The following is an 18,587-nucleotide window of genomic DNA, read 5'->3' on the forward strand; positions in this document are numbered from 1 at the left end:
GGTTTGACAGCCGCCATGAAGATCGCGATTCCCCTTGAATCCGACGGCGGTGAACCGCGCGTCGCAGCCACTCCCGAAACGATCAAGAAGCTCAAAGCGCTCGGCGCTGCCGAAATCGCGGTCGAGCCGGGTGCCGGCGTGAAGTCCGGCATCCGCGACAGCGACTACGAAGCAGCCGGCGCCACGATCTCGGCCGACGCGACGCGCGACGCCGATGTCGTGCTCAAAGTTCGCCGCCCGAGCGCCGAAGAACTCACGCGCTACAAGCGCGGCGCAGCCGTCTTCGCGATCATGGACCCATACGGCAATGAACCTGCGCTGCAGGCGATGGCGGATGCGGGCGTCAGTGCCTTCGCGATGGAGTTGATGCCGCGCATCACGCGCGCGCAGGTGATGGACGTTCTCTCCTCGCAAGCGAACCTTGCGGGCTATCGCGCCGTCATCGACGCTACGGCCGAATACGGCCGCGCGCTGCCGATGATGATGACGGCGGCCGGCACCGTTCCGGCCGCGCGTATCTTCATCATGGGCGTCGGCGTTGCGGGCCTGCAGGCGATCGCGACCGCGCGCCGCCTCGGTGCCGTCGTCACCGCGACGGACGTGCGCCCGGCGACGAAAGAGCAGGTCGAAAGCTTGGGTGCGAAATTCCTCGCCGTCGAAGACGAGGAATTCAAGAACGCGCAGACGGCCGGTGGCTACGCCAAGGAAATGTCGAAAGAGTATCAGGCCAAACAAGCCGCACTCGTCGCCGAGCACATCAAGAAGCAGGACATCGTCATCACGACGGCGCTCATTCCGGGCCGTCCAGCACCGAAGCTTGTTTCGGCCGCGATGGTCGACTCGATGCGTCCGGGTTCCGTGCTGATCGATCTCGCGGTCGAGCGCGGCGGCAATGTCGAAGGCGCGAAGGCCGGCGAGATCGTCGAGATCAACGGCGTGAAAATCGTCGGCCACAACAACGTGGCGGGCCGTCTCGCCGCAACGGCGTCGAGCCTCTACGCGCGCAACCTCTACGCATTCCTCGAAATCCTGGTGAACAAGGAGAGCAAGGCTCTCGCGATCAACTGGGACGACGAGATCGTGAAGGCGACCGCGCTGACGCGCGACGGCGCCGTCGTGCATCCGAATTTTCAACCGAAATCCGCAGCTTAATTTTTTAACGCACGGGGCAATGTCCCCAAGGAGACGAGCATGGCGATTGCGCCTCCGCCCGCCGAATGCGTCGCACCCGCGACACCACAGAAAGCCGCCGAGTGCGCGCAGGCCGCCGTCGAAGTGGCACGTCAGGCCGCGCGCGCCGCGCAGGAATACGCCGACGCTGCCGGCGCCGCGCTGCATCACGCGACGGGCGGGGCGATCGACCCCTTCATCTTCCAGCTGTCGATCTTCGCGCTCGCGGTGTTCGTCGGTTACTACGTCGTCTGGTCGGTGACGCCGGCGCTGCACACGCCGCTGATGTCGGTCACCAACGCGATCTCGTCGGTCATCGTGGTCGGCGCGCTGCTCGCGGTCGGTGTCGATCTCGCTAACGATCCGGGCGGCGGATGGGCACGGACCCTCGGCTTCTTCGGATTGATCCTCGCCAGCGTAAACATTTTTGGCGGCTTCCTGGTGACGCAGCGCATGCTCGCCATGTACCAGAAGAAGAAGTGAGGATCGCGCCATGAGTGCCAATCTCGCAGCGTTCCTTTATCTCGTCGCCGCCATCCTCTTCATCCTGTCGCTTCGCGGATTGTCGAGCCCGGTTACCAGCCGCCAGGGCAACCTGTTCGGCATGATCGGCATGACGATCGCGATCCTGACGACACTCGCGCTCAAGCCGCCGATCGGCGCGACCGCGTGGCTGTTGCTCATCGGCGGTCTCGCCATCGGTGGCGGCATCGGCGCCGTGATCGCCAAGCGCGTGCCGATGACGGCGATGCCGCAACTTGTCGCGGCCTTCCACTCGCTGGTCGGTCTCGCCGCCGTGCTCGTCGCCGCTGCGGCTCTCTATGCGCCGAATGCATTCGGGATTGCGACCGGTGCCGGCATCAAGACCGCGAGCCTCGTCGAAATGGCGCTTGGCGCTGCCATCGGCGCAATCACCTTCACGGGCTCGATCATCGCGTTCCTGAAGCTCGACGGCCGCATGAGCGGCGCGCCGATTCTTCTGCCGATGCGTCACGTCGTGAATCTCGGTCTCGCGATCTTGCTCTTCGTGATGATCGTCATCTTCGCGATCACCGGCAATCACACGTTATTCTGGCTCATCACGCTTGTTGCGCTCGTGCTCGGCGTGCTGATCATCGTCCCGATCGGCGGCGCCGACATGCCGGTCGTCATCTCGATGCTCAACTCTTATTCGGGTTGGGCGGCTGCCGGCATCGGCTTCACGCTGTCGAACTCGGCGCTCATCATCACGGGCGCGCTGGTCGGCTCGTCCGGCGCGATCCTGTCTTACATCATGTGTAAGGGCATGAACCGCTCCTTCATCTCGGTCATCCTCGGCGGCTTCGGCGGCGAGACCGCAGGCCCCGCCGGCGGGAAGGCCGAAGCGCGCCCGGTCAAGCAGGGCTCGGCGGAAGATGCGGCCTTCATCATGAAGAACGCATCGAAGGTCATCGTCGTGCCGGGTTACGGCATGGCCGTCGCACAGGCGCAGCACGCGCTCCGCGAAATGGCCGACATCCTTAAGAAGGAGGGTGTCGAGGTGAAGTACGCGATTCATCCGGTCGCCGGCCGTATGCCGGGCCACATGAACGTGCTGCTCGCCGAAGCCAACGTGCCGTATGACGAGGTGTTCGAACTCGAGGACATCAACTCGGAATTCGCCACTGCGGACGTCGCTTACGTCATCGGCGCCAACGACGTGACGAACCCGTCGGCGAAGACCGACAAGTCGTCGCCGATCTACGGCATGCCGGTGCTCGACGTCGAGAAGGCGAAGACGGTGTTGTTCATCAAGCGCGGCATGGGCTCCGGCTATGCGGGCGTCGAGAACGAACTCTTCTTCCGCGACAACACCATGATGCTGTTCGGCGACGCGAAGAAGATGACCGAGAGCATCGTTAAGAATCTCGGCCATTAACGCTTCATCGCGGCCATTAACGACTTCGGCCGACGAATCGTCCATCCTGCGGCGATTGAGATAAGGTGACGTTGCCTGGCGGGGCAGCGTCGACAACAACAAGTGAGACCGCCACGGATGACCTTCTCGGTTTCTCCGTCGGCCGCAGATGTCACGCGCAGAACTTTGCTGCGCGTGCTCGCGGCCGCCGCTGCCACAGCAGTGCTTCCAAGCGATCGTGTTTTCGCGAATGAGCCGATCCGCATCGTGATCGCGTTCCCGCCGGGCGGAACGTCGACCGCGCTCGTCAAACCATTGGAGCAACCGCTGCAGGCTGCGCTCGGCGCGGCGATCGAGCGTGACTACAAACCGGGCGCCGGCGGCAATGTCGCGGCGCTGCAGGTCGTGCAGGCAAAGCCCGACGGACACACGCTGCTCGTCGGCCACGCCGGTCCGCTGGCGATCAATCACCACATCCTGGTGCAGAGCGCGTTCGATCCGCAGAAGGATCTCGCGCCGGTCGCGATGCTGGTCGAGTTTCCGATTATCATCGGCGTCGCGAGCCGTCACGGCGTCGCGTCCGTGAAAGATCTCATCGCTCTCGCAAAGACGAAGCGCCTCATCGTCGGCTCATCCGGCAACGGATCGATCCAGCATCTCGCCGCCGAAGTGTTCTGCCGCGAGACCGGAATCGAAACCGTGCACATCCCGTTCGCGGGCGGCGGGCCGCTGCAACAAGCGTTCGAGCGCGGCGCCGTGGATTTGATGCTCGAGACCGGCAGCAATCTCGTCAAGCACATGCGAGAAGGCACGCTGAAGCCGATCGCCGTGATGGGGCGAGAGCGTTTGCCGATCGCGCCTGACGTGCCGACGGTCTCTCAAATTGGGCTGAAGGAGTTGGATGTCGCGGCCTGGTTCGGCCTTTTGGCGCCAAGCAGCACGCCGAAGGATGTCGTGCAGCGGACCGCGCAGGCGACGCTGGATGCATTGAATACGGCTGATGTTCGACAGGCCTACGAGGCGATCGGCGGCGTCGCCAAGCCGCTTGGGCCGGAAGCTTTCGCGAACTACATCGCGACAGAAAACAAGCGCTGGGCAACGCTCATTCGGCAGGCGGGCTTATCGCCAGTCGGTACCGGGTCGACCGGTACGATTGGGACGCCGCAATAGGTTAGCGGCCGGATTGCTTCTCGAAGCTTTCGTCGTCGCCGGGGCGGGTGTGGATCATGACGGGTCTCGCGTTATTGTCTTTCACTTAAGGGTTGGTCGCGCCTATAGGCTTTTGCGTTCAATCTGGGCTGCGGACCGCCGATGACCCTTCTGAAAAATGCCTTTCTGATCGCGGGCTTCGGCTATTTGGCGCTGGTCGGCGCGCTCTACACGTTCCAGCGCAGCCTCCTGTATTCGCCCGATCCAACGCGGCGGACGCCTGCGAGTGTCGGGCTCGCCGGCGAGGAGGTGGCGCTACGCTCCGCCGATGGCACCGAGCTGACCGTCTGGCATGTGCCGCCGCGCGAGGGGCAACCGGTCGTCGTTTATTTCCAGGGCAACGGCGGCGGGCTCGATCTGCGCGCGGACCGCTTCAAGGCGCTGACCGCGACCGGCGTCGGTCTCGTCGCGCTGAACTATCGCGGCTATGGCGGCTCCGGCGGCAAGCCGACCGAGCAGGGCATCCTGGCCGACGCGGATGCGGCCTACGCCTTCGCGTCGTCGAAGTATCCGGCCGAGCGTATCGAGCTATGGGGCGAGTCGCTCGGCACCGGCGTCGCGTCCTGGGTCGCGAGCCAGCACAAGGTCGCGCGGGTCCTGCTTGAGTCGCCGTATACGTCGACGGCCGATGTCGCGGCGGCGATCTATTGGTACGTGCCGGTGCGCGCTCTGATGCACGATCAGTTTCGCGCGACCGATTGGGCTGCGAAAATCACCGCGCCGACGCTCGTCGTGCACGGCGACGCCGACAGCCTGATCCCGATCCGCTTCGCCGAGCGTTTGTTCGAGACGATCAAAGCGCCGAAGCGCTTCGTCCGTCTGCCGGGCGCGGAACACAACGACCACGACACGCGCGGTCATCGCCCCATGATGCTGGAATTCCTCGCCGGCAAAAGCGATCCGGCGTGATGCGCTAGCGGCGCGTCCACGTCTGCGATTTGCAGATCATCCCGCCCATCACGCAGCCGCTGAGGCTCAGCGTATTTCCCGAGAGCGATGCCGAGCCCGTGTAGGATTTGTCGGTCGCCGGATCGACGATGGTGCCGGCGTATTTGCCCGCACCTTTCGGCGCCATGTTGCCGATGCGCTTGCCGGAATGTTCGCCGGAGCGGAGCGTGATGCAGAAGGCGCTGCCGCACGGCGCGATCGCGGCCGTCGAACCGGCCTGCGTCGTCCAATTTCCCGCAATGGGATCGGCCGCGAAGGCGGTGCCGGCCATTGCAATGACGAGCGAAGCCGCGACGAAAAATGAGCGCATGCAGAATCCTCCCGATGTTTTATGCGCGGCATCAAATACCAGCGCGAAGATTTTGGCGAGAGGGTGTGCGTCAGAACGTATTGTAGGATGTGCCCGGTCGTCCGCCGACGCGCTTGAAGCCCTGCGAGGCGGGCTCATAGCCGGCGCGGATCTGCATCGCCTGCGCGTATGAGCCGGCGGCTTTTTCCTTCTCGCCGAGCTTCTCGTAGGCGAGGGCGCGGCTCATCCAAGCTTGCAGATTACGGGGCTCGCGCTGCACGGCTTCGTCGAGGTCGCTCGCGGCCGCCTTGAAGTCGTTCGACGCCATGTAGCTCAAGCCGCGCGAGATGTGGGGCTCGGCATCGTTCGGCATTTGCGTGATCGCGGTCGAGAAATCGTCGATCGCGTAGTTGTGCTGCTTCTGCGATTGATAAAGGAGGCCGCGATTGAGATAGCCCTGGCCGTTCTGCGGTTGCAGTTGGATCGCCTTGTTGAGATCGTCGAAGGCCTGCTGCGGTTCGCCACGCAACCGATACGTGATGCCGCGGCCGAGATAAGCCGGAGCGTAAGTCGCATCGAGTTCGATGGCACGCGTGTAGTCCGCCAGCGCATTGTCGAAGCGCTTCATCTGCCGATAAACGAGACCGCGATTCGCATAGGCCTGCGCGTAGTTCGCGTCGATCGCGAGCGCCTGGTCGAAGTCGGCGAGGGCTTCCTGATACTTGCCGCTCTTGCCGAGCACGGTGCCGCGCACGTTGTACGCCTGCGGATCGCGCGGATTGCTTTTGATAACTTCGGTGAGCGAGGCGAGATTAGCGGGCGATCCGTCGGCGTTCTCATCCGATGCGGAAGGCGAGGGCGGAGAGCCGCCGAAGCCGCCGAGATTCGTGCTGATCGAACAGCCGCTCACCAGGAACGCAGCCCCGACGAAAGCCAGGGCACGCAGCGCGGGGCGAACGTTTGCGGTCATGCGTCGTGGTCCTCAACGACGCGCCACGTGAGCGCTGAATTCGGCTCTCTATGCGGAGCCGTAGTACCGCCGGTTTAGCGGCGAATTTCCGGCTTCGGCTTCGAAGGAATGAGACCTTCGCGCTGAGCGCGCTTGCGGGCCAGCTTGCGAGCGCGGCGAACGGCTTCAGCCTTCTCGCGGGCCTTCTTCTCGGACGGCTTTTCGTAATGGCCGCGGAGCTTCATCTCGCGGAAGATGCCTTCACGCTGCATCTTCTTCTTGAGGGCCTTCAGAGCCTGGTCGACGTTATTGTCGCGAACGAGAACCTGCACGCAGTGGCATCCTTTTAGTCAGAATCGAGCAAATGGGATTTTGGCAACGAATCATCACGCGCCGCGTGTAGCGTCGTGCCAAGTTGGGCGGGTGAGTATCAGAACAGGCTGGGAATGTCTACGCCTACGCAAGATCCGTCAGCGCGAAATCGTTGCCTTTGTAGATCAGTCGTGTGCCCAGCGATTTGGCGCAGGCGTAGCTGAAACAGTCGCCGAAATTCAGGTCTGCCGCGTGCGCGACGGCTTTGCCATAACGGGCTGCAGCTTCCACCGCCAGCGTCCCGATTGACCCGGCGATCGGGACTTCCTCGGCGCCTAATTCGGCGAGCAAACCGTCAACTCGCTTGAGTGCCGTTTCGATCATTTCGGCAGCCGGTTTTCGGTTCGTTTCCAACGTCTTAGCGCGGGCGAGGCTGATTGCCGCTTCGTAGCGAGTCAGGGCGGAGAAGCGCAATTGCCCCTGAAACTCATCGAAGCGGTCGATCAGAGCGTCTGCGTCGGGTTCATCCAAGAGCACCGCGACGAGCGCGGACGCGTCGATAAACATCTACGCGTCGCCCCACATTTTGTCTGTGAAGGCCTTTATATCGAAGGCAGAGTCTGTTGGCCCCATATCGCGAACGTCGGCTTGGATTTTGGCGATTCGGTGCCGCAGCGGGATGGTCTTTTTTGCCCGAGCCAGCTCATTTTGCAGGGCGATGCGCACCGCAGCCGCCTTCGTTCGCGTTTTCAGGACGCGTTGCAGGTCTTTGGCGAGGGAATCGGCCTCATCGTCATTGACGTAGAGCGGCATAGGTCGACCTGATATCGATTGAACCATATCAATATATCATCAAAGTGATATCAATCAAGACTTTTGAGGCAGGACCCGGTTCACGTGGCCCATTTTGCGGCCTTCGCGGACGGCGCCCTTGCCGTAGAGATGGACCGAAGCGCCGGGTTCGGCGAGATACCGCGCGTAATCCTCGACCTCCGACCCGAGCAGGTTGATCATCTCGGTCGGGCCATGGCGCAGCGGCTTGCCGAGCGGCCAGCCCGCGATGGCCCGGATATGCTGCTCGAACTGGGAGACGGTGGCGCCGTCCTGCGTCCAATGCCCCGAATTGTGGACGCGCGGGGCGATTTCGTTGACGAGCACCCGTTCGCGGCCGCCGTCCTCGACCAGGAACAGCTCGACCGCGAAGACCCCGACATAGTGGAAAGCGTCAGCGATCTTGCGCGCAATCTCGATCGCCTCGGCATGCGCCTCGGGCGAGATTCGCGCCGGTACGCGCGACACCTTGAGAATGTGGTTCTGGTGCTCGTTCTCGGTGACGTCGAAGCACTCGATTTGGCCGGCCGCATTACGGGCCGCCACCACCGACATCTCGCAACGGAAGGTGACGAATCCTTCGAGCACGCAAGGCTGTCCGCCGAGGTCTTCCCAAATCAGATTGAGATCGGCGTCCGAGAGCGGCGCGTCGCCGCGCAGCATCATCTGGCCTTTACCGTCATAGCCGAAGCGGCGGGTCTTGATGACCGACGGGCGGCCGATCTTCTCGATCGCGCCGCGCAAATCCGCGCGGGTCTCGACATTCGCGTAGGGCGCAACGCCGATGCCGAGGCCGGTGATGAAATCCTTCTCGCTCAGGCGGTCCTGCGTGATCGCGAGGACTTCCGGGTTCGGCAGCACAGCCTTGCGCGCCGAAAGGAAGACGGCCGTCTCAGCCGGAATGTTCTCGAACTCGTAGGTGACGACGTCGACGTCGTTGGCGAAGCGGTCGAGCGCTTCGGTGTCCGTGTAGTCGGCGACGGTCGTGCGGTGCACGACGTCGAAGGCCGGCGAGGCCGGATCGGGCGACATGATGTGGCACTTGAGGCCAAGCTTGGCTGCGGCGAGCGCCAGCATGCGGCCGAGCTGACCGCCGCCCAAGATCCCGATGGTGGCGTCGGGGCCGAGACGCGGCGGCGGCTTCATGCGCCGTCCACCGGACGTTCCGCGATGCCGGCCGTCTGCTTCGAGCGATAATCGTCCAGCCGGTCCGCGAGCTTCTTATCATGCAGCGCGAGCACGCTTGCGGCGAGCAGCGCGGCGTTGACGGCGCCGGCGCGGCCGATGGCGAGCGTGCCGACTGGGATGCCGGCCGGCATCTGGACGATCGAGTGCAGCGAGTCGACGCCGGAAAGCGCCTTCGACTCGACCGGCACGCCGAGCACGGGGAGGGGCGTGAGAGAGGCCGTCATGCCGGGCAGATGCGCAGCGCCGCCGGCGCCTGCGATGATCACCTGGAAGCCTTCGGCTTTGGCGCCCTTGGCGAACTTGTAGAGACGGTCAGGCGTGCGGTGGGCCGAAACGATCCGTGCGTCATAAGCGACGCCGAGCGCATCGAGCGTGTCGGCGGCGTGCTTGAGCGTCGCCCAATCCGACTGGCTTCCCATGATGATGGCAACCGGCGTCCCGGCCATAGATAAAAGCTCCCCGAGAGCATTCTTCCGAAGGAAAATGCTCAGCTCAAAAGATGGAGCCGTATGCGGCTCCAAAACGGAAGCGGCGCATTATAGGAACGGTTTCACCTGAGGCAAGGACGCTGGCTGCGTTATCCCGCACATGCCTAACAGGCGATTCTAGGCGATGATGTCGGGCGTTATCTGGTTTTCGACGAAGCGGATCCGGTCGCGCAGAAACAATTTTCGTTTCTTGAAACGTTGCACCTGCAAGATGTCCGAGCCGGGAGCGTCTTGCAGCGCTTCGATTGCAGTATCGAGATCGCGATGCTCCTGCCGAAGGCGCGACAATTCGACCTCCAACTCACGCAACTCGTCTTTCGTCATGTCTCGCCGCACTTGCCCTAAAATCGAGTGATTCCAATATTGCGCGACTACGAGGCGTCCACAACAGGTCGCGTTAACTTGAGCGGTATTTTGCTGCGTCGCAATGTCATTCTTTGTCGACAGAGTCGCTGAGAGGTGTACACTTTCATCGTAGCTTCAACGTAGCGAAAGGAGACATCCAGCATGTCAATTCAATCGCATCTTGCGGAGCTCGAGAGACGGCACCAAGCTCTGGAAGATGAACTTTCCGACGCAATGGCGCATCCCTCGACCGACGACTCCACAATTGCGGGCCTGAAGCGCAAAAAACTTCAAGTAAAAGATCAAATTGAACGGGTCCGGCTCGAAGCCAGCGAAACCGTCCACTAGTTGGTGAAGCGCTGCGGCACCCGCGGCGCTTTTTGTTTTATGGCTTGATGGGAGCCGGCGCGTTTTGCCGGTAGGCCGTGAGTTTATTCAATCGATACGCGCGTTTTCTCGGAGCGGTGCGGGACGAATTCACTTTCGTCTCGTGGCGCTCCGCGGAACGTTCATTTGAAGAAGCGCAGATCGACGCGCAGCCGGATGTTCATCCGTCGGTTTTTGTCGAAGCCGCAAGTTTCCCGGAAGCTTCGTACTCACCCACCGAGCGCTGACAGCACGCTCCACCAGCATCCACACGCAGCACCGCGCTCTTGTCATCGCCTCGTCCTTTGAGGCAATGGTTGAGCGCAAGAAAAAATCGCGCCGTGCGTGAGGAAACGCTGTGGACCAATACGATTACATTGTTGTCGGCGCCGGCAGCGCCGGGTGTGTGCTCGCGGCTCGCCTGAGCGAAGACCCGCGCAACAAAGTGCTGCTGCTCGAAGCGGGCGGCAAGGACCGCAATCTCTGGATCCACGTGCCGCTCGGCTACGGCAAGCTGTTCAACAACCCGAATGTGAATTGGCTCTACAACACGGAGCCGGAGCCGGAGCTCAACAATCGCCAGATCATTCAGCCGCGCGGCAAAGTGCTCGGCGGCTCGTCGTCGATCAACGGCCTTCTGTATCTGCGCGGTCAGCCCGAGGACTACAACCACTGGCGCCAGCTCGGCAACGCGGGCTGGAGCTTCGACGATGTGCTTCCGTATTTCCGCAAGGCTGAGGATCAGCAGCGCGGCGCGGATCGCCTGCACGGCAAGGGTGGACCACTCGCGGTCTCCGACGTCTCCGAACCGCATCCTCTGTGCGAAGCCTTCATCGACGCGTCGCAGCAAGCGGGGCATCCGCGCAACGACGACTTCAACGGCGAGACGCAAGAGGGCGCCGGTTACTTCCAGCTGACCGCACGCAACGGGCGCCGTTGCTCGACGGCCGTCGGCTATCTGCGTCCCGCACGCTCGCGCACAAACCTGCGCGTTGAGCCGCACGCGCAGACATCGCGCATTCTTTTCGAGGGACGCCGCGCCGTCGGCGTCGAATACATTCAGGACGGCGTGAAGAAGATCGCGCGAGCGGGACGCGAAGTCGTGCTATCGGCCGGTGCATTCGGCTCGCCGCAAATCCTCGAACTCTCCGGCGTCGGCGATCCGGACATTCTGCAGCAACACGGCATCCCGATCGTCGCCGAGATGAAGGGCGTCGGCGACGACCTGCAGGATCATTTTCAAGTCCGCATGGCGTATCGCTGCACAGAAGCGATCACGATGAACGACGTGATCAATTCGTGGACGCAGAGCGTCGTGCACGGGCTACGCTACATCTTCCAGCGCAAGGGAATGCTGACGATAGGCGCCGGTTACGCAGGCGGTTTTTTCAAAACGGATCGTTCGCTCGAGACGCCGGACGTGCAGGCGCACTTCATCATCTTTTCGTCGGATCGCACCGGCGTTGCGCTGCATCCGTTCCCGGGCTTCATCGCGTCGATCTGTCAGCTGCGGCCGGAGAGCCGTGGCACCTCGCATATCAAGTCGAATAATCCCCTCGACGCGCCGGCCATTCGCCCGCGCTATCTCTCGGCGCCGGTCGATCGGGACGTGACGGTCGCGGGCCTGAAGCTGCTGCGCAAGATCATGGCGCAGCCCGCGATGGCGCGGTACATCGCGGAAGAGCGCACGCCCGGCGTGGACAAGAACAGCGATGCGGAATTGCTCGCCTACGCGCGCGAAGTCGGTTCGACGATTTTCCACCCGACGTCGACATGCCGCATGGGTTCAGACACACGAGCCGTCGTCGACGAGCGTTTGCGCGTGCATGGCTTTGAAGGTTTGCGTGTCGCCGACGGCTCGATCATGCCGACTGTCGTCTCCGGCAACACCAATGCGGGCATCGTGATGATCGGCGAGAAGTGCGCCGACATGATGCTGCAGGATGCGAAAGCCGCAATGAGCGCCAGAGCGGCTTAGGTTTACGTCGATCAGCGTACGTTGCGGCGCATCGTCGCCGTCATCGTGCAGAAATGTTGAGGGGCGAAGCTTGCCCCGAAATTGCCACGAGCGTCCTTAAAACGCGGTGTCTCTTCAGGGCATGTTGGCGGACGGCTCAGAATCAAAAAACTCTAGGAGCAAGAATGAAGACCCGTCTTAAGGGGCCACTCGCCGTCGTTTTGTCTCTCACCGTTTTTGGCCACGCTGCCGTCGCGCAGAAAATCGGTCAGCAAAATTCCCCGCAGCCGCAGCAGGCACAAGCACAACCCGCACAGGGGCAGCCTGCACAGCAGCAAGACGAACTCGGTCCCGTCGTCGGTGATGGCAAGATCAGAGTCGCGCCGCAAATGCGCGTCGGCCAGAAGACCACGGCGTCCTTCAGCGATTTTCCGGATCCGGGCGAGGGCGATCAACTGGTTGTCGTGTCGGCCGGTGCGCCGGACAACATCACGTCGAATTCCTCCGGCGAAAAGCCGCTCGCTTACACATACGCGGGCAGCCGTTGGATCATCGATAACGGCTGGGAAATCGGGCCTTTTGCGCCTGGCCGCTACGAAGTCCGTTGGTTGACTCAGCTCTACAACAACGAGAAGAAACTCGAAGTCGGCGCGCGCGCGCAGTTCTCCGTCCGCCGATGATCGAAACATTGAGCGCGCGCGTCTCGCGCGCGTTGCTGATCGCCGCTGCGCTGTTCGCGGCCGATCACGCATGGGCCGACGTGCCACAAGTGCGCGTCACCGCGACAAAGAAGAATTTTCACGCCACCGATCGTGTCGGCGTGGAAATCGACACGCGCGCGTTTCGCGATGGCTCGAACTATCGGCTGATCGTCGTGCCCGCCGGCAGCCCCGATCCGATTCCGAATGCAAACGAGTTCGCGCTCGCGAGCACGTCGGTGCGCGGTGGTCTCGTTCGGCTCACGCTACCGCCGGGGCCGCCCGGCGCGTCGGAGATTCGCCTCTACTACATCCCGCTCGACTCATCGCGCTTCGCGGTTGCGGGCAGGGCGGCAGTCGAGATCGGTCCGCGCACGCCGAATGCGACGCTCGCGCATGATCTCACCAACGAGGCGAAGGCTCTCGGACCGGTGCGCTTCGAAGCGAAGTATCGCGACCAGCCGTTCAACATGGAAGGGCAGTTCCTCCGCGTTGAAACGCGCACGGCGGGACCGACCTGGGAAGCGATCATCGCGCGCACCTACAAAGGGCCGCGCGACTATATGGCGATGTACATCGGCCACCTCGGCACCGAGAAGCGCGCCGATGGTCCGATCGAAGTGCTGTGCTTGATGGATGCGGAGAACAAGAAGAATATCGACCGCGCTGCGCAACTCAATCCGGGCGATCCGGTTCTGCTGCACGGGCACGCGACCCACTGGGGCCGCGTTTACGAGAGCCAGGTCGTCATATTCGATCGCTGCGTCTTCGCGAAGTGATTAGGCCTCGACCGTGACGTAGCGCGGCGTTGCGGCAACGCGTTTCAGCCATCGCGAGATGGCTGGAAATTGCGCGAGATCGTAGCCGCCGAGATGCGCCATGTGCGTATAGGCATAAAGCGCGATGTCGGCGATCGAATAGGCGTTGCCGGCGAGCCAGTCGCTGTCGGCAAGCCGCTTCTCCATGACGGCCAGCGCCCGGTTTCCGGCCTCCAGCGTCTGCGCGAGACGCTCGGGCGTCGCCTGCGCCTTGCGCTCCGGATAGACGAGGATCGCGCGGCGCACCGCGATCGCCGGCTCATGGCTGTATTGTTCGAAGAACAGCCACTCGTACATCTTGGCGCGGTCGTAGGCGTCCCGCGGGATGAAGTCCGTGCCTTCCGCGCAGTGAAGCAGGATCGCGTTCGACTCGCCGAGATAGCGGCCGTCGTCGAGCCGTACGGTCGGCACTTTGCCGATCGGGTTGCGGGCGAGGAAGTCGTCCTTGCGAGTCGACCCGTCGAGCGATGAGACTTGCACAGTCTCGAACGGCTTGCCGAGTTGCGACAGCAGCAGGCGGACCTTGTAGCAATTCCCGGAGTCGTGCTGTTCGTAAAGCGTGATCATGCTGGCTCCCTTTTGCCGGCATCAGGGCATGCGGAGTTTACGCGGACCAACGACAAATTTTGATGGAATGCTTCAGCCGAAGTTATGGCCTCGGTCATTGCGAGGAGCCGCGGCGCGAAGCGCAAAGCGGCGACGTGGCAATCCAGAGGCCAAGAAGGAAGAACTGGATTGCTTCGTCGCCGTTAAAGCGGCTCCTCGCAATGACGGAGAGGCTGCGGCCTCAAACCGCTTTCGCCATCTCGCGGAGCCTGAACTTCTGAACCTTACCGGTGCTGGTCTTCGGCAACTCGGTGAACACCACGTGGCGCGGCACTTTGTAGCGCGCGAGATTGTCGCGGCACCAAGCAATCAGCTCGTCCGCCGTCGCGGTCTTACCGGGCTTGAGCTCGACGAAGGCGCACGGCGTCTCGCCCCACTTGTCGTCCGGCTTGGCGACGACGGCCGCGCCACCGACGGCCGGATGCTTGAACAGCGCATCCTCGACCTCGATCGACGAGATGTTCTCGCCGCCCGAGATGATGATGTCCTTCGAGCGATCCTTGAGCTGGACGTAGCCGTCCGGATACATCACGCCGAGATCGCCGGTATGGAACCAGCCGCCTTCGAACGCGGAGTCGGTGGCCTTCTTGTTCTTCAGATAACCGCGCATGACGACGTTGCCGCGCATCATCACTTCGCCGATCGTCGTGCCGTCGCGCGGCACCGGCTGCATCGTCTCGGGATCTTTCACGTCGAGGGCGTCGAGCACAGCGTAAGCGACGCCTTGTCGCGCTTTCTTCGCCGCTTGCTCGGCGAGCGAGAGCGCGTCCCAATCGGTATTCCAATCGTTGACGACCGTCGGCCCGTAGCACTCCGTGAGCCCGTAGAGATGCGTTACGTTGAAGCCCGCATCCTTCATCGCGGCGAGCACGGCTTCCGGCGGCGGCGCCGCAGCCGTGAAGAACTCCACCACATGCGGCAGCGGCTTCTTCTCGTCGTCCGGTGCGTTGAGCAGCGTCGCCATCACGATCGGCGCACCGCAGAGGTGCGTCACCTTATGCGTCGCGATGAGGTCGAACATCTGCGCGGCACGCACTTGGCGCAGGCACACATGCGTTCCGGCGACCACCGAGAGCGACCACGGAAAGCACCAGCCGTTGCAGTGGAACATCGGCAGCGTCCAGAGATAGACCGGATGCTTGGCCATCGAGGCCGTGACGATGTTGCCCATCGCGAGCAGAGCGGCGCCGCGATGGTGATAAACGACACCCTTCGGATCGCCTGTCGTGCCAGACGTATAGTTGAGAGCGATCGCGTCCCATTCGTCCGGCGGCAGCGACCACGCGTAGTTCTCATCGCCGGCGGCGACCAACTCCTCGTACTCGATCTTGCCGAGCCGCTCGCCGAGGCCGGAATATTCCGGATCGTCATAGTCGATGACCAGCGGTTTGACCTTGGCGAGGCTGAGCGCCTCCTTGATCACGGGCGAAAACTCGCGGTCCGTGATGAGAATTTTCGTCTCCGCGTGATCGAACGTGAAGGCGAGCACCTGCGCGTCGAGCCGCGTGTTGAGCGTATTGAGCACGCCGCCGGTCATCGGCACCCCGTAATGGCACTCGAGCATCGCGGGCGTATTGGCAAGCATCACCGTGACGGTGTCGCCGCGTCCGATCCCGCGCTGCGCCAAGGCCGAGGCGAGCTTGCGCGAGCGGGCATAGAACTCTCGATACGTCCGCCGCAGCGACCCGTGCACGATCGCGACCTGATCCGGAAACACGCCGGCCGACCGCGCCAAATAGCTGAGCGGCGACAGCGGCTGATAATTCGCAGGGTTCTTATCGAGGTCGATATCATACTGGTTACGCGACACGGGTGTCTCCTGAGCTCGCGGGAGACTAGCGAGCGCTCGTGAAGCGATCAATCGTCGCGGCGCTTACTTCGCTGCCGCAGCGGCCGCCAAACGCGTCATTCCTTCGCGAGAGATGGCGCAGATCGGTCCCGATTTGGCCGCCGCTTCCCGCAGCCGGGGTGGCAGATACCGACAGCCGACGACAATCCCGTCGGAATCGCGATCGATGAGATATGCGATCGGGTCTTTGATCGTGCCCTCCCACGGACCAAATATCCCCGTAAAGTGTAAGGGGCGGTAAGAATCCTGCAGCACGAGGTAGGTGAGATCGTCAATGACCAGGCGATTGAGCCGACGCCCTTTCGGCATGCCGCTTGCCGCCATCGCTTCGCTGATGTTGAGCTCGATTTCGCGACGCCCCGCGATCGACACGGAATATGGTTGTCCGGCTGCATAGCCCGGCGTCGTATTCGCTCGTGCGAGCGGAACGGCGTACGCCCACATCACGAAGGCCTGCGTGACGATTGCGATCGGCACCGCGATAAACGTCAAACCCCGTGCGTATACGGAGATCCGATCGGTGGTACGAAGCGACCAGCAGATCACGATGAAAATAGCGAGCATCGGCAGGACGTGCGCTGCCTCGTATACATTTCGATTGAGTTGACTGGCTCCCCATGCGGCGATCACGGCGGCGACGGAAACCGCGATGACGACGCGGGTGTCACCGAATGCCAATAGGCCTCGCCTGACGACGAAAGCAATCAAAAAGGCGATGGCAATTATGGTTGCGAAAGCCCAAATCAAGCAGATCGCGAGAAAGAGCGGAGTGTGGAGCACCGGTGCAACGCGGTTCGGCGGCAGCCAGTGCGACATCGGTGGCTCGACCGGCACAGCGAGCGCGACGTAATTGAGCGGATTTGCACCTTTGAGAAGTTGTAGAACGAACGCCGAAAAGCCGTTCTGCTGAAGAAAAGTCACGAAGATGCTTTCGCTGGCGAACATCTCGAAAAGAATCGGATCGTTCGGGCACTGGAAGCGGCCGCTCCAATACACAGCGGAGACCGCCGCGGAAGCGACAAGCAGTAGTGCACCTAGTGTGCGTGGGAGCACGGTGCCCTTGCCGCGGCTCGAGACCAGCAGACTTCCGAGGGCGATCAGTACATATACAACCCCCTTCAGATGATAACTTTGCGCCACGATCGATAACGCGACGATGAGCAGCATTTTGCACCAAGCGGCCCGCGCGGAATTGAGCTGCGGAAATCGCGCTAAGCTTGTGAGCACGATCAGCGCCGATGTCAGCACCAGGATTTGCTCCGGCCTGCTCATCACCAGCACGAGAGGAAGTACTCCCGCCGTCAGCAGCGCGAATACCAGCGCGGCCGTCAGTCGGCTTTGTTCGGGCTCCGCTTCAAGCTGCTGCACCAAGCGCCAGAACAAGCCGATTGATACGAGCGCACAAACGACGCCGGCAGCGCGTACGAAAATCGGCGCCGCCAATACGTCGTTGGCGATGGCCGAGAAGTATCGCATCGGCATGATGAACCAAGGCGGCGTCGCAAAACTAGTGGGACCACAACTATCGTTCAGGAGGCTATCTGCGCCATCAATCGCCGCGCGGCGAAGAAACCGCCAGCCCACCTCGTCGGTGTAAACCGGCAGGAGCCAGCCGAAGAGGATCGCGGCGATGAGGCAGACAAGCGACACGCCGAGCAACCATCGCGAAATCGAGGACGGTCTATCAATCAAGTCTGTGGACATGCTGCGATTGAGATCGGAGGGGCCGGAAGCAAGAATCACACGATCTTATCGGCCGGGTGGCAAAATGTCCTGCGCATGGCTAGGCTTGAGAAAACAGGCCGGGAGAAACGCCGTTGCAGCCCATCCGCGTCGGAGACGTAACGATCCATCGCATCGTCGAGCAGGAGCAGCCGCTGTTCGACGCCTTCAAATTCTTTCCCGATCTGACGCCGGAGATCTTGGCCGAGAACGCATGGCTGACGCCGCGTTTCATCACGGCCGACCACAAGCTCAATCTCTGCGTCCAGAGCTATCTGGTGCAGACGCCGCACCACAACATTCTCATCGACACCTGCGTCGGCAATCACAAGCCGCGGCCGGCGCCGCGCCAGTTCTGGGACATGCTCGACTATCCGGATTGGGAGCGAAATTTCGCCGCGACGGGCTTGACCCCGAACGACATCGATTTCGTGATGTGCACGCATCTGCACATCGATCACGTCGGCTGGAATACGAAGCTCGACAACGGCCGTTGGGTGCCGACGTTTCCGAAAGCGCGCTATCTCTTCTCGGATCGCGAGCTCGCGTACTGGACCGAGACGGCGCGCGAGGACGCGACGAAAGCGCCATGGATGGCGGACTCGGTGCTGCCGATCGTCTCAGCCGGGCAGGCCGACCAGGTGAAGAGCGAGCATCAGTTCTCAGATCTGGTCTCGCTCTTCCCGACGCCGGGTCACACCATCGATCACTTCTCTGTTCGCGTCGGGCGGGAAGGCGCCGATGCGATCATCACGGGCGACATGGTGCATTCGCCGCTGCAGGTGAAGTATCCGGAATTCGGCATGTTCTCCGACTACGACTCGAAGCAGGCCGGCGCGACGCGGCGCAAAGTCTTCGCGGCCTGTTGCGACACGCCGACGCTGGTCTGCACGGCGCATTTCCCGTCGCCCTCGACCGTGCGCATCAAGCGCGACGGCGACGGCTTCAAATGCGTTGAGGCGTGAG

General features: G+C 62.5%; 21 protein-coding genes. 10 read left to right on the plus strand and 11 right to left on the minus strand.

The window, feature by feature from the left end; translation table 11 throughout:
- The first annotated feature begins 15 nt into the window (after positions 1-15).
- From GJW30_RS12590 to GJW30_RS12610, 5 genes are all read left to right on the plus strand, one after another.
- Positions 16-1,152, plus strand: coding sequence for a Re/Si-specific NAD(P)(+) transhydrogenase subunit alpha (locus GJW30_RS12590; protein ID WP_096355825.1), 1,137 nt, complete (start codon positions 16-18; stop codon positions 1,150-1,152).
- 39 nt (positions 1,153-1,191) lie between these two features.
- Entirely contained in the window at positions 1,192-1,653 is a 462-nt protein-coding gene (locus GJW30_RS12595) for a proton-translocating transhydrogenase family protein (RefSeq protein WP_096355827.1), read from the plus strand.
- 10 nt (positions 1,654-1,663) lie between these two features.
- A complete protein-coding gene (locus tag GJW30_RS12600) occupies positions 1,664-3,067 on the plus strand; it encodes an NAD(P)(+) transhydrogenase (Re/Si-specific) subunit beta (RefSeq protein WP_096355829.1) in 1,404 nt (467 codons plus the stop codon).
- A 117-nt stretch (positions 3,068-3,184) separates the two neighbouring features.
- Positions 3,185-4,216, plus strand: coding sequence for a Bug family tripartite tricarboxylate transporter substrate binding protein (locus GJW30_RS12605; RefSeq protein WP_096355831.1), 1,032 nt, complete (start codon positions 3,185-3,187; stop codon positions 4,214-4,216).
- A gap of 141 nt (positions 4,217-4,357) precedes the next feature.
- Positions 4,358-5,164: an alpha/beta hydrolase gene (locus GJW30_RS12610; RefSeq protein ID WP_096355833.1), complete on the plus strand. Its 807-nt coding sequence runs from the start codon at positions 4,358-4,360 to the stop codon at positions 5,162-5,164.
- A gap of 4 nt (positions 5,165-5,168) precedes the next feature.
- Here the strand turns inward: GJW30_RS12610 and GJW30_RS12615 are convergent, their stop codons facing one another.
- From GJW30_RS12615 to GJW30_RS12650, 8 genes are all read right to left on the minus strand, one after another.
- Positions 5,169-5,513 (minus strand): DUF2147 domain-containing protein, encoded by a 345-nt coding sequence (locus GJW30_RS12615; RefSeq protein ID WP_096355835.1) that lies wholly within the window; start codon positions 5,511-5,513, stop codon positions 5,169-5,171.
- A gap of 70 nt (positions 5,514-5,583) precedes the next feature.
- Positions 5,584-6,462 (minus strand): tetratricopeptide repeat protein, encoded by an 879-nt coding sequence (locus GJW30_RS12620; RefSeq protein ID WP_096355837.1) that lies wholly within the window; start codon positions 6,460-6,462, stop codon positions 5,584-5,586.
- A 74-nt stretch (positions 6,463-6,536) separates the two neighbouring features.
- Positions 6,537-6,773, minus strand: coding sequence for a 30S ribosomal protein S21 (rpsU, locus tag GJW30_RS12625; protein ID WP_096355839.1), 237 nt, complete (start codon positions 6,771-6,773; stop codon positions 6,537-6,539).
- Positions 6,774-6,897: 124 nt separating this feature from the next.
- Positions 6,898-7,320: a type II toxin-antitoxin system VapC family toxin gene (locus GJW30_RS12630; RefSeq protein WP_096355841.1), complete on the minus strand. Its 423-nt coding sequence runs from the start codon at positions 7,318-7,320 to the stop codon at positions 6,898-6,900.
- A complete protein-coding gene (locus GJW30_RS12635; RefSeq protein WP_096355843.1) occupies positions 7,321-7,566 on the minus strand; it encodes a type II toxin-antitoxin system VapB family antitoxin in 246 nt (81 codons plus the stop codon).
- A gap of 54 nt (positions 7,567-7,620) precedes the next feature.
- Positions 7,621-8,730: a 5-(carboxyamino)imidazole ribonucleotide synthase gene (locus tag GJW30_RS12640; protein ID WP_096355845.1), complete on the minus strand. Its 1,110-nt coding sequence runs from the start codon at positions 8,728-8,730 to the stop codon at positions 7,621-7,623.
- Positions 8,727-9,218, minus strand: a complete 492-nt coding sequence (purE, locus tag GJW30_RS12645) for a 5-(carboxyamino)imidazole ribonucleotide mutase (RefSeq protein ID WP_096355847.1) — start codon at positions 9,216-9,218, stop codon at positions 8,727-8,729. The genes GJW30_RS12640 and purE overlap by 4 nt, the downstream gene beginning before the upstream one ends.
- 159 nt (positions 9,219-9,377) lie before the next feature.
- Entirely contained in the window at positions 9,378-9,584 is a 207-nt protein-coding gene (locus tag GJW30_RS12650) for a YdcH family protein (RefSeq protein WP_096355849.1), read from the minus strand.
- A 183-nt stretch (positions 9,585-9,767) separates the two neighbouring features.
- Between GJW30_RS12650 and GJW30_RS12655 the strand changes: the two genes are divergently transcribed.
- From GJW30_RS12655 to GJW30_RS12675, 4 genes are all read left to right on the plus strand, one after another.
- Entirely contained in the window at positions 9,768-9,953 is a 186-nt protein-coding gene (locus tag GJW30_RS12655) for a YdcH family protein (RefSeq protein WP_096355851.1), read from the plus strand.
- A 376-nt stretch (positions 9,954-10,329) separates the two neighbouring features.
- The gene (locus GJW30_RS12665) at positions 10,330-11,949 is read left to right on the plus strand and encodes a GMC family oxidoreductase (RefSeq protein WP_096355855.1); all 1,620 of its coding nucleotides are present in this window, start codon (positions 10,330-10,332) and stop codon (positions 11,947-11,949) included.
- A gap of 164 nt (positions 11,950-12,113) precedes the next feature.
- Positions 12,114-12,608, plus strand: a complete 495-nt coding sequence (locus GJW30_RS12670; protein ID WP_096355857.1) for a hypothetical protein — start codon at positions 12,114-12,116, stop codon at positions 12,606-12,608.
- Positions 12,605-13,405, plus strand: coding sequence for a hypothetical protein (locus GJW30_RS12675; protein WP_096355859.1), 801 nt, complete (start codon positions 12,605-12,607; stop codon positions 13,403-13,405). Before GJW30_RS12670 ends, GJW30_RS12675 begins: the two co-directional genes overlap by 4 nt.
- Here GJW30_RS12675 and GJW30_RS12680 read toward each other — a convergent pair whose 3' ends face one another.
- From GJW30_RS12680 to GJW30_RS12690, 3 genes are all read right to left on the minus strand, one after another.
- The gene (locus tag GJW30_RS12680; RefSeq protein WP_096355861.1) at positions 13,406-14,011 is read right to left on the minus strand and encodes a glutathione S-transferase family protein; all 606 of its coding nucleotides are present in this window, start codon (positions 14,009-14,011) and stop codon (positions 13,406-13,408) included.
- Between the two features lie 220 nt (positions 14,012-14,231).
- The gene (locus GJW30_RS12685) at positions 14,232-15,860 is read right to left on the minus strand and encodes an acyl-CoA synthetase (protein WP_096355863.1); all 1,629 of its coding nucleotides are present in this window, start codon (positions 15,858-15,860) and stop codon (positions 14,232-14,234) included.
- 63 nt (positions 15,861-15,923) lie between these two features.
- Positions 15,924-17,642 carry a hypothetical protein gene (locus GJW30_RS12690; protein WP_130364440.1) on the minus strand — a complete coding sequence of 573 codons (1,719 nt, stop codon included), beginning with the start codon at positions 17,640-17,642 and terminating at the stop codon, positions 15,924-15,926.
- A 74-nt stretch (positions 17,643-17,716) separates the two neighbouring features.
- Here GJW30_RS12690 and GJW30_RS12695 point away from each other — a divergent pair, with 74 nt between their 5' ends.
- Positions 17,717-18,586 carry an MBL fold metallo-hydrolase gene (locus tag GJW30_RS12695; RefSeq protein WP_096355867.1) on the plus strand — a complete coding sequence of 290 codons (870 nt, stop codon included), beginning with the start codon at positions 17,717-17,719 and terminating at the stop codon, positions 18,584-18,586.
- Position 18,587: the final 1 nt, after the last annotated feature.

This window comes from Variibacter gotjawalensis, from assembly GCF_002355335.1.
GTDB classification, from domain to species: Bacteria; Pseudomonadota; Alphaproteobacteria; order Rhizobiales; family Xanthobacteraceae; genus Variibacter; species Variibacter gotjawalensis.

Coding starts and splice junctions, on each gene's coding strand:
- GJW30_RS12590 (WP_096355825.1), top strand. CDS start 16: ATGAAGATCGCGATTCCCCTTGAATCCGACGGCGGTGAACCGCGCGTC.
- GJW30_RS12595 (WP_096355827.1), top strand. CDS start 1,192: ATGGCGATTGCGCCTCCGCCCGCCGAATGCGTCGCACCCGCGACACCA.
- GJW30_RS12600 (WP_096355829.1), top strand. CDS start 1,664: ATGAGTGCCAATCTCGCAGCGTTCCTTTATCTCGTCGCCGCCATCCTC.
- GJW30_RS12605 (WP_096355831.1), top strand. CDS start 3,185: ATGACCTTCTCGGTTTCTCCGTCGGCCGCAGATGTCACGCGCAGAACT.
- GJW30_RS12610 (WP_096355833.1), top strand. CDS start 4,358: ATGACCCTTCTGAAAAATGCCTTTCTGATCGCGGGCTTCGGCTATTTG.
- GJW30_RS12615 (WP_096355835.1), bottom strand. CDS start 5,513: ATGCGCTCATTTTTCGTCGCGGCTTCGCTCGTCATTGCAATGGCCGGC.
- GJW30_RS12620 (WP_096355837.1), bottom strand. CDS start 6,462: ATGACCGCAAACGTTCGCCCCGCGCTGCGTGCCCTGGCTTTCGTCGGG.
- GJW30_RS12630 (WP_096355841.1), bottom strand. CDS start 7,320: ATGTTTATCGACGCGTCCGCGCTCGTCGCGGTGCTCTTGGATGAACCC.
- GJW30_RS12635 (WP_096355843.1), bottom strand. CDS start 7,566: ATGCCGCTCTACGTCAATGACGATGAGGCCGATTCCCTCGCCAAAGAC.
- GJW30_RS12640 (WP_096355845.1), bottom strand. CDS start 8,730: ATGAAGCCGCCGCCGCGTCTCGGCCCCGACGCCACCATCGGGATCTTG.
- purE (WP_096355847.1), bottom strand. CDS start 9,218: ATGGCCGGGACGCCGGTTGCCATCATCATGGGAAGCCAGTCGGATTGG.
- GJW30_RS12650 (WP_096355849.1), bottom strand. CDS start 9,584: ATGACGAAAGACGAGTTGCGTGAGTTGGAGGTCGAATTGTCGCGCCTT.
- GJW30_RS12655 (WP_096355851.1), top strand. CDS start 9,768: ATGTCAATTCAATCGCATCTTGCGGAGCTCGAGAGACGGCACCAAGCT.
- GJW30_RS12670 (WP_096355857.1), top strand. CDS start 12,114: ATGAAGACCCGTCTTAAGGGGCCACTCGCCGTCGTTTTGTCTCTCACC.
- GJW30_RS12675 (WP_096355859.1), top strand. CDS start 12,605: ATGATCGAAACATTGAGCGCGCGCGTCTCGCGCGCGTTGCTGATCGCC.
- GJW30_RS12680 (WP_096355861.1), bottom strand. CDS start 14,011: ATGATCACGCTTTACGAACAGCACGACTCCGGGAATTGCTACAAGGTC.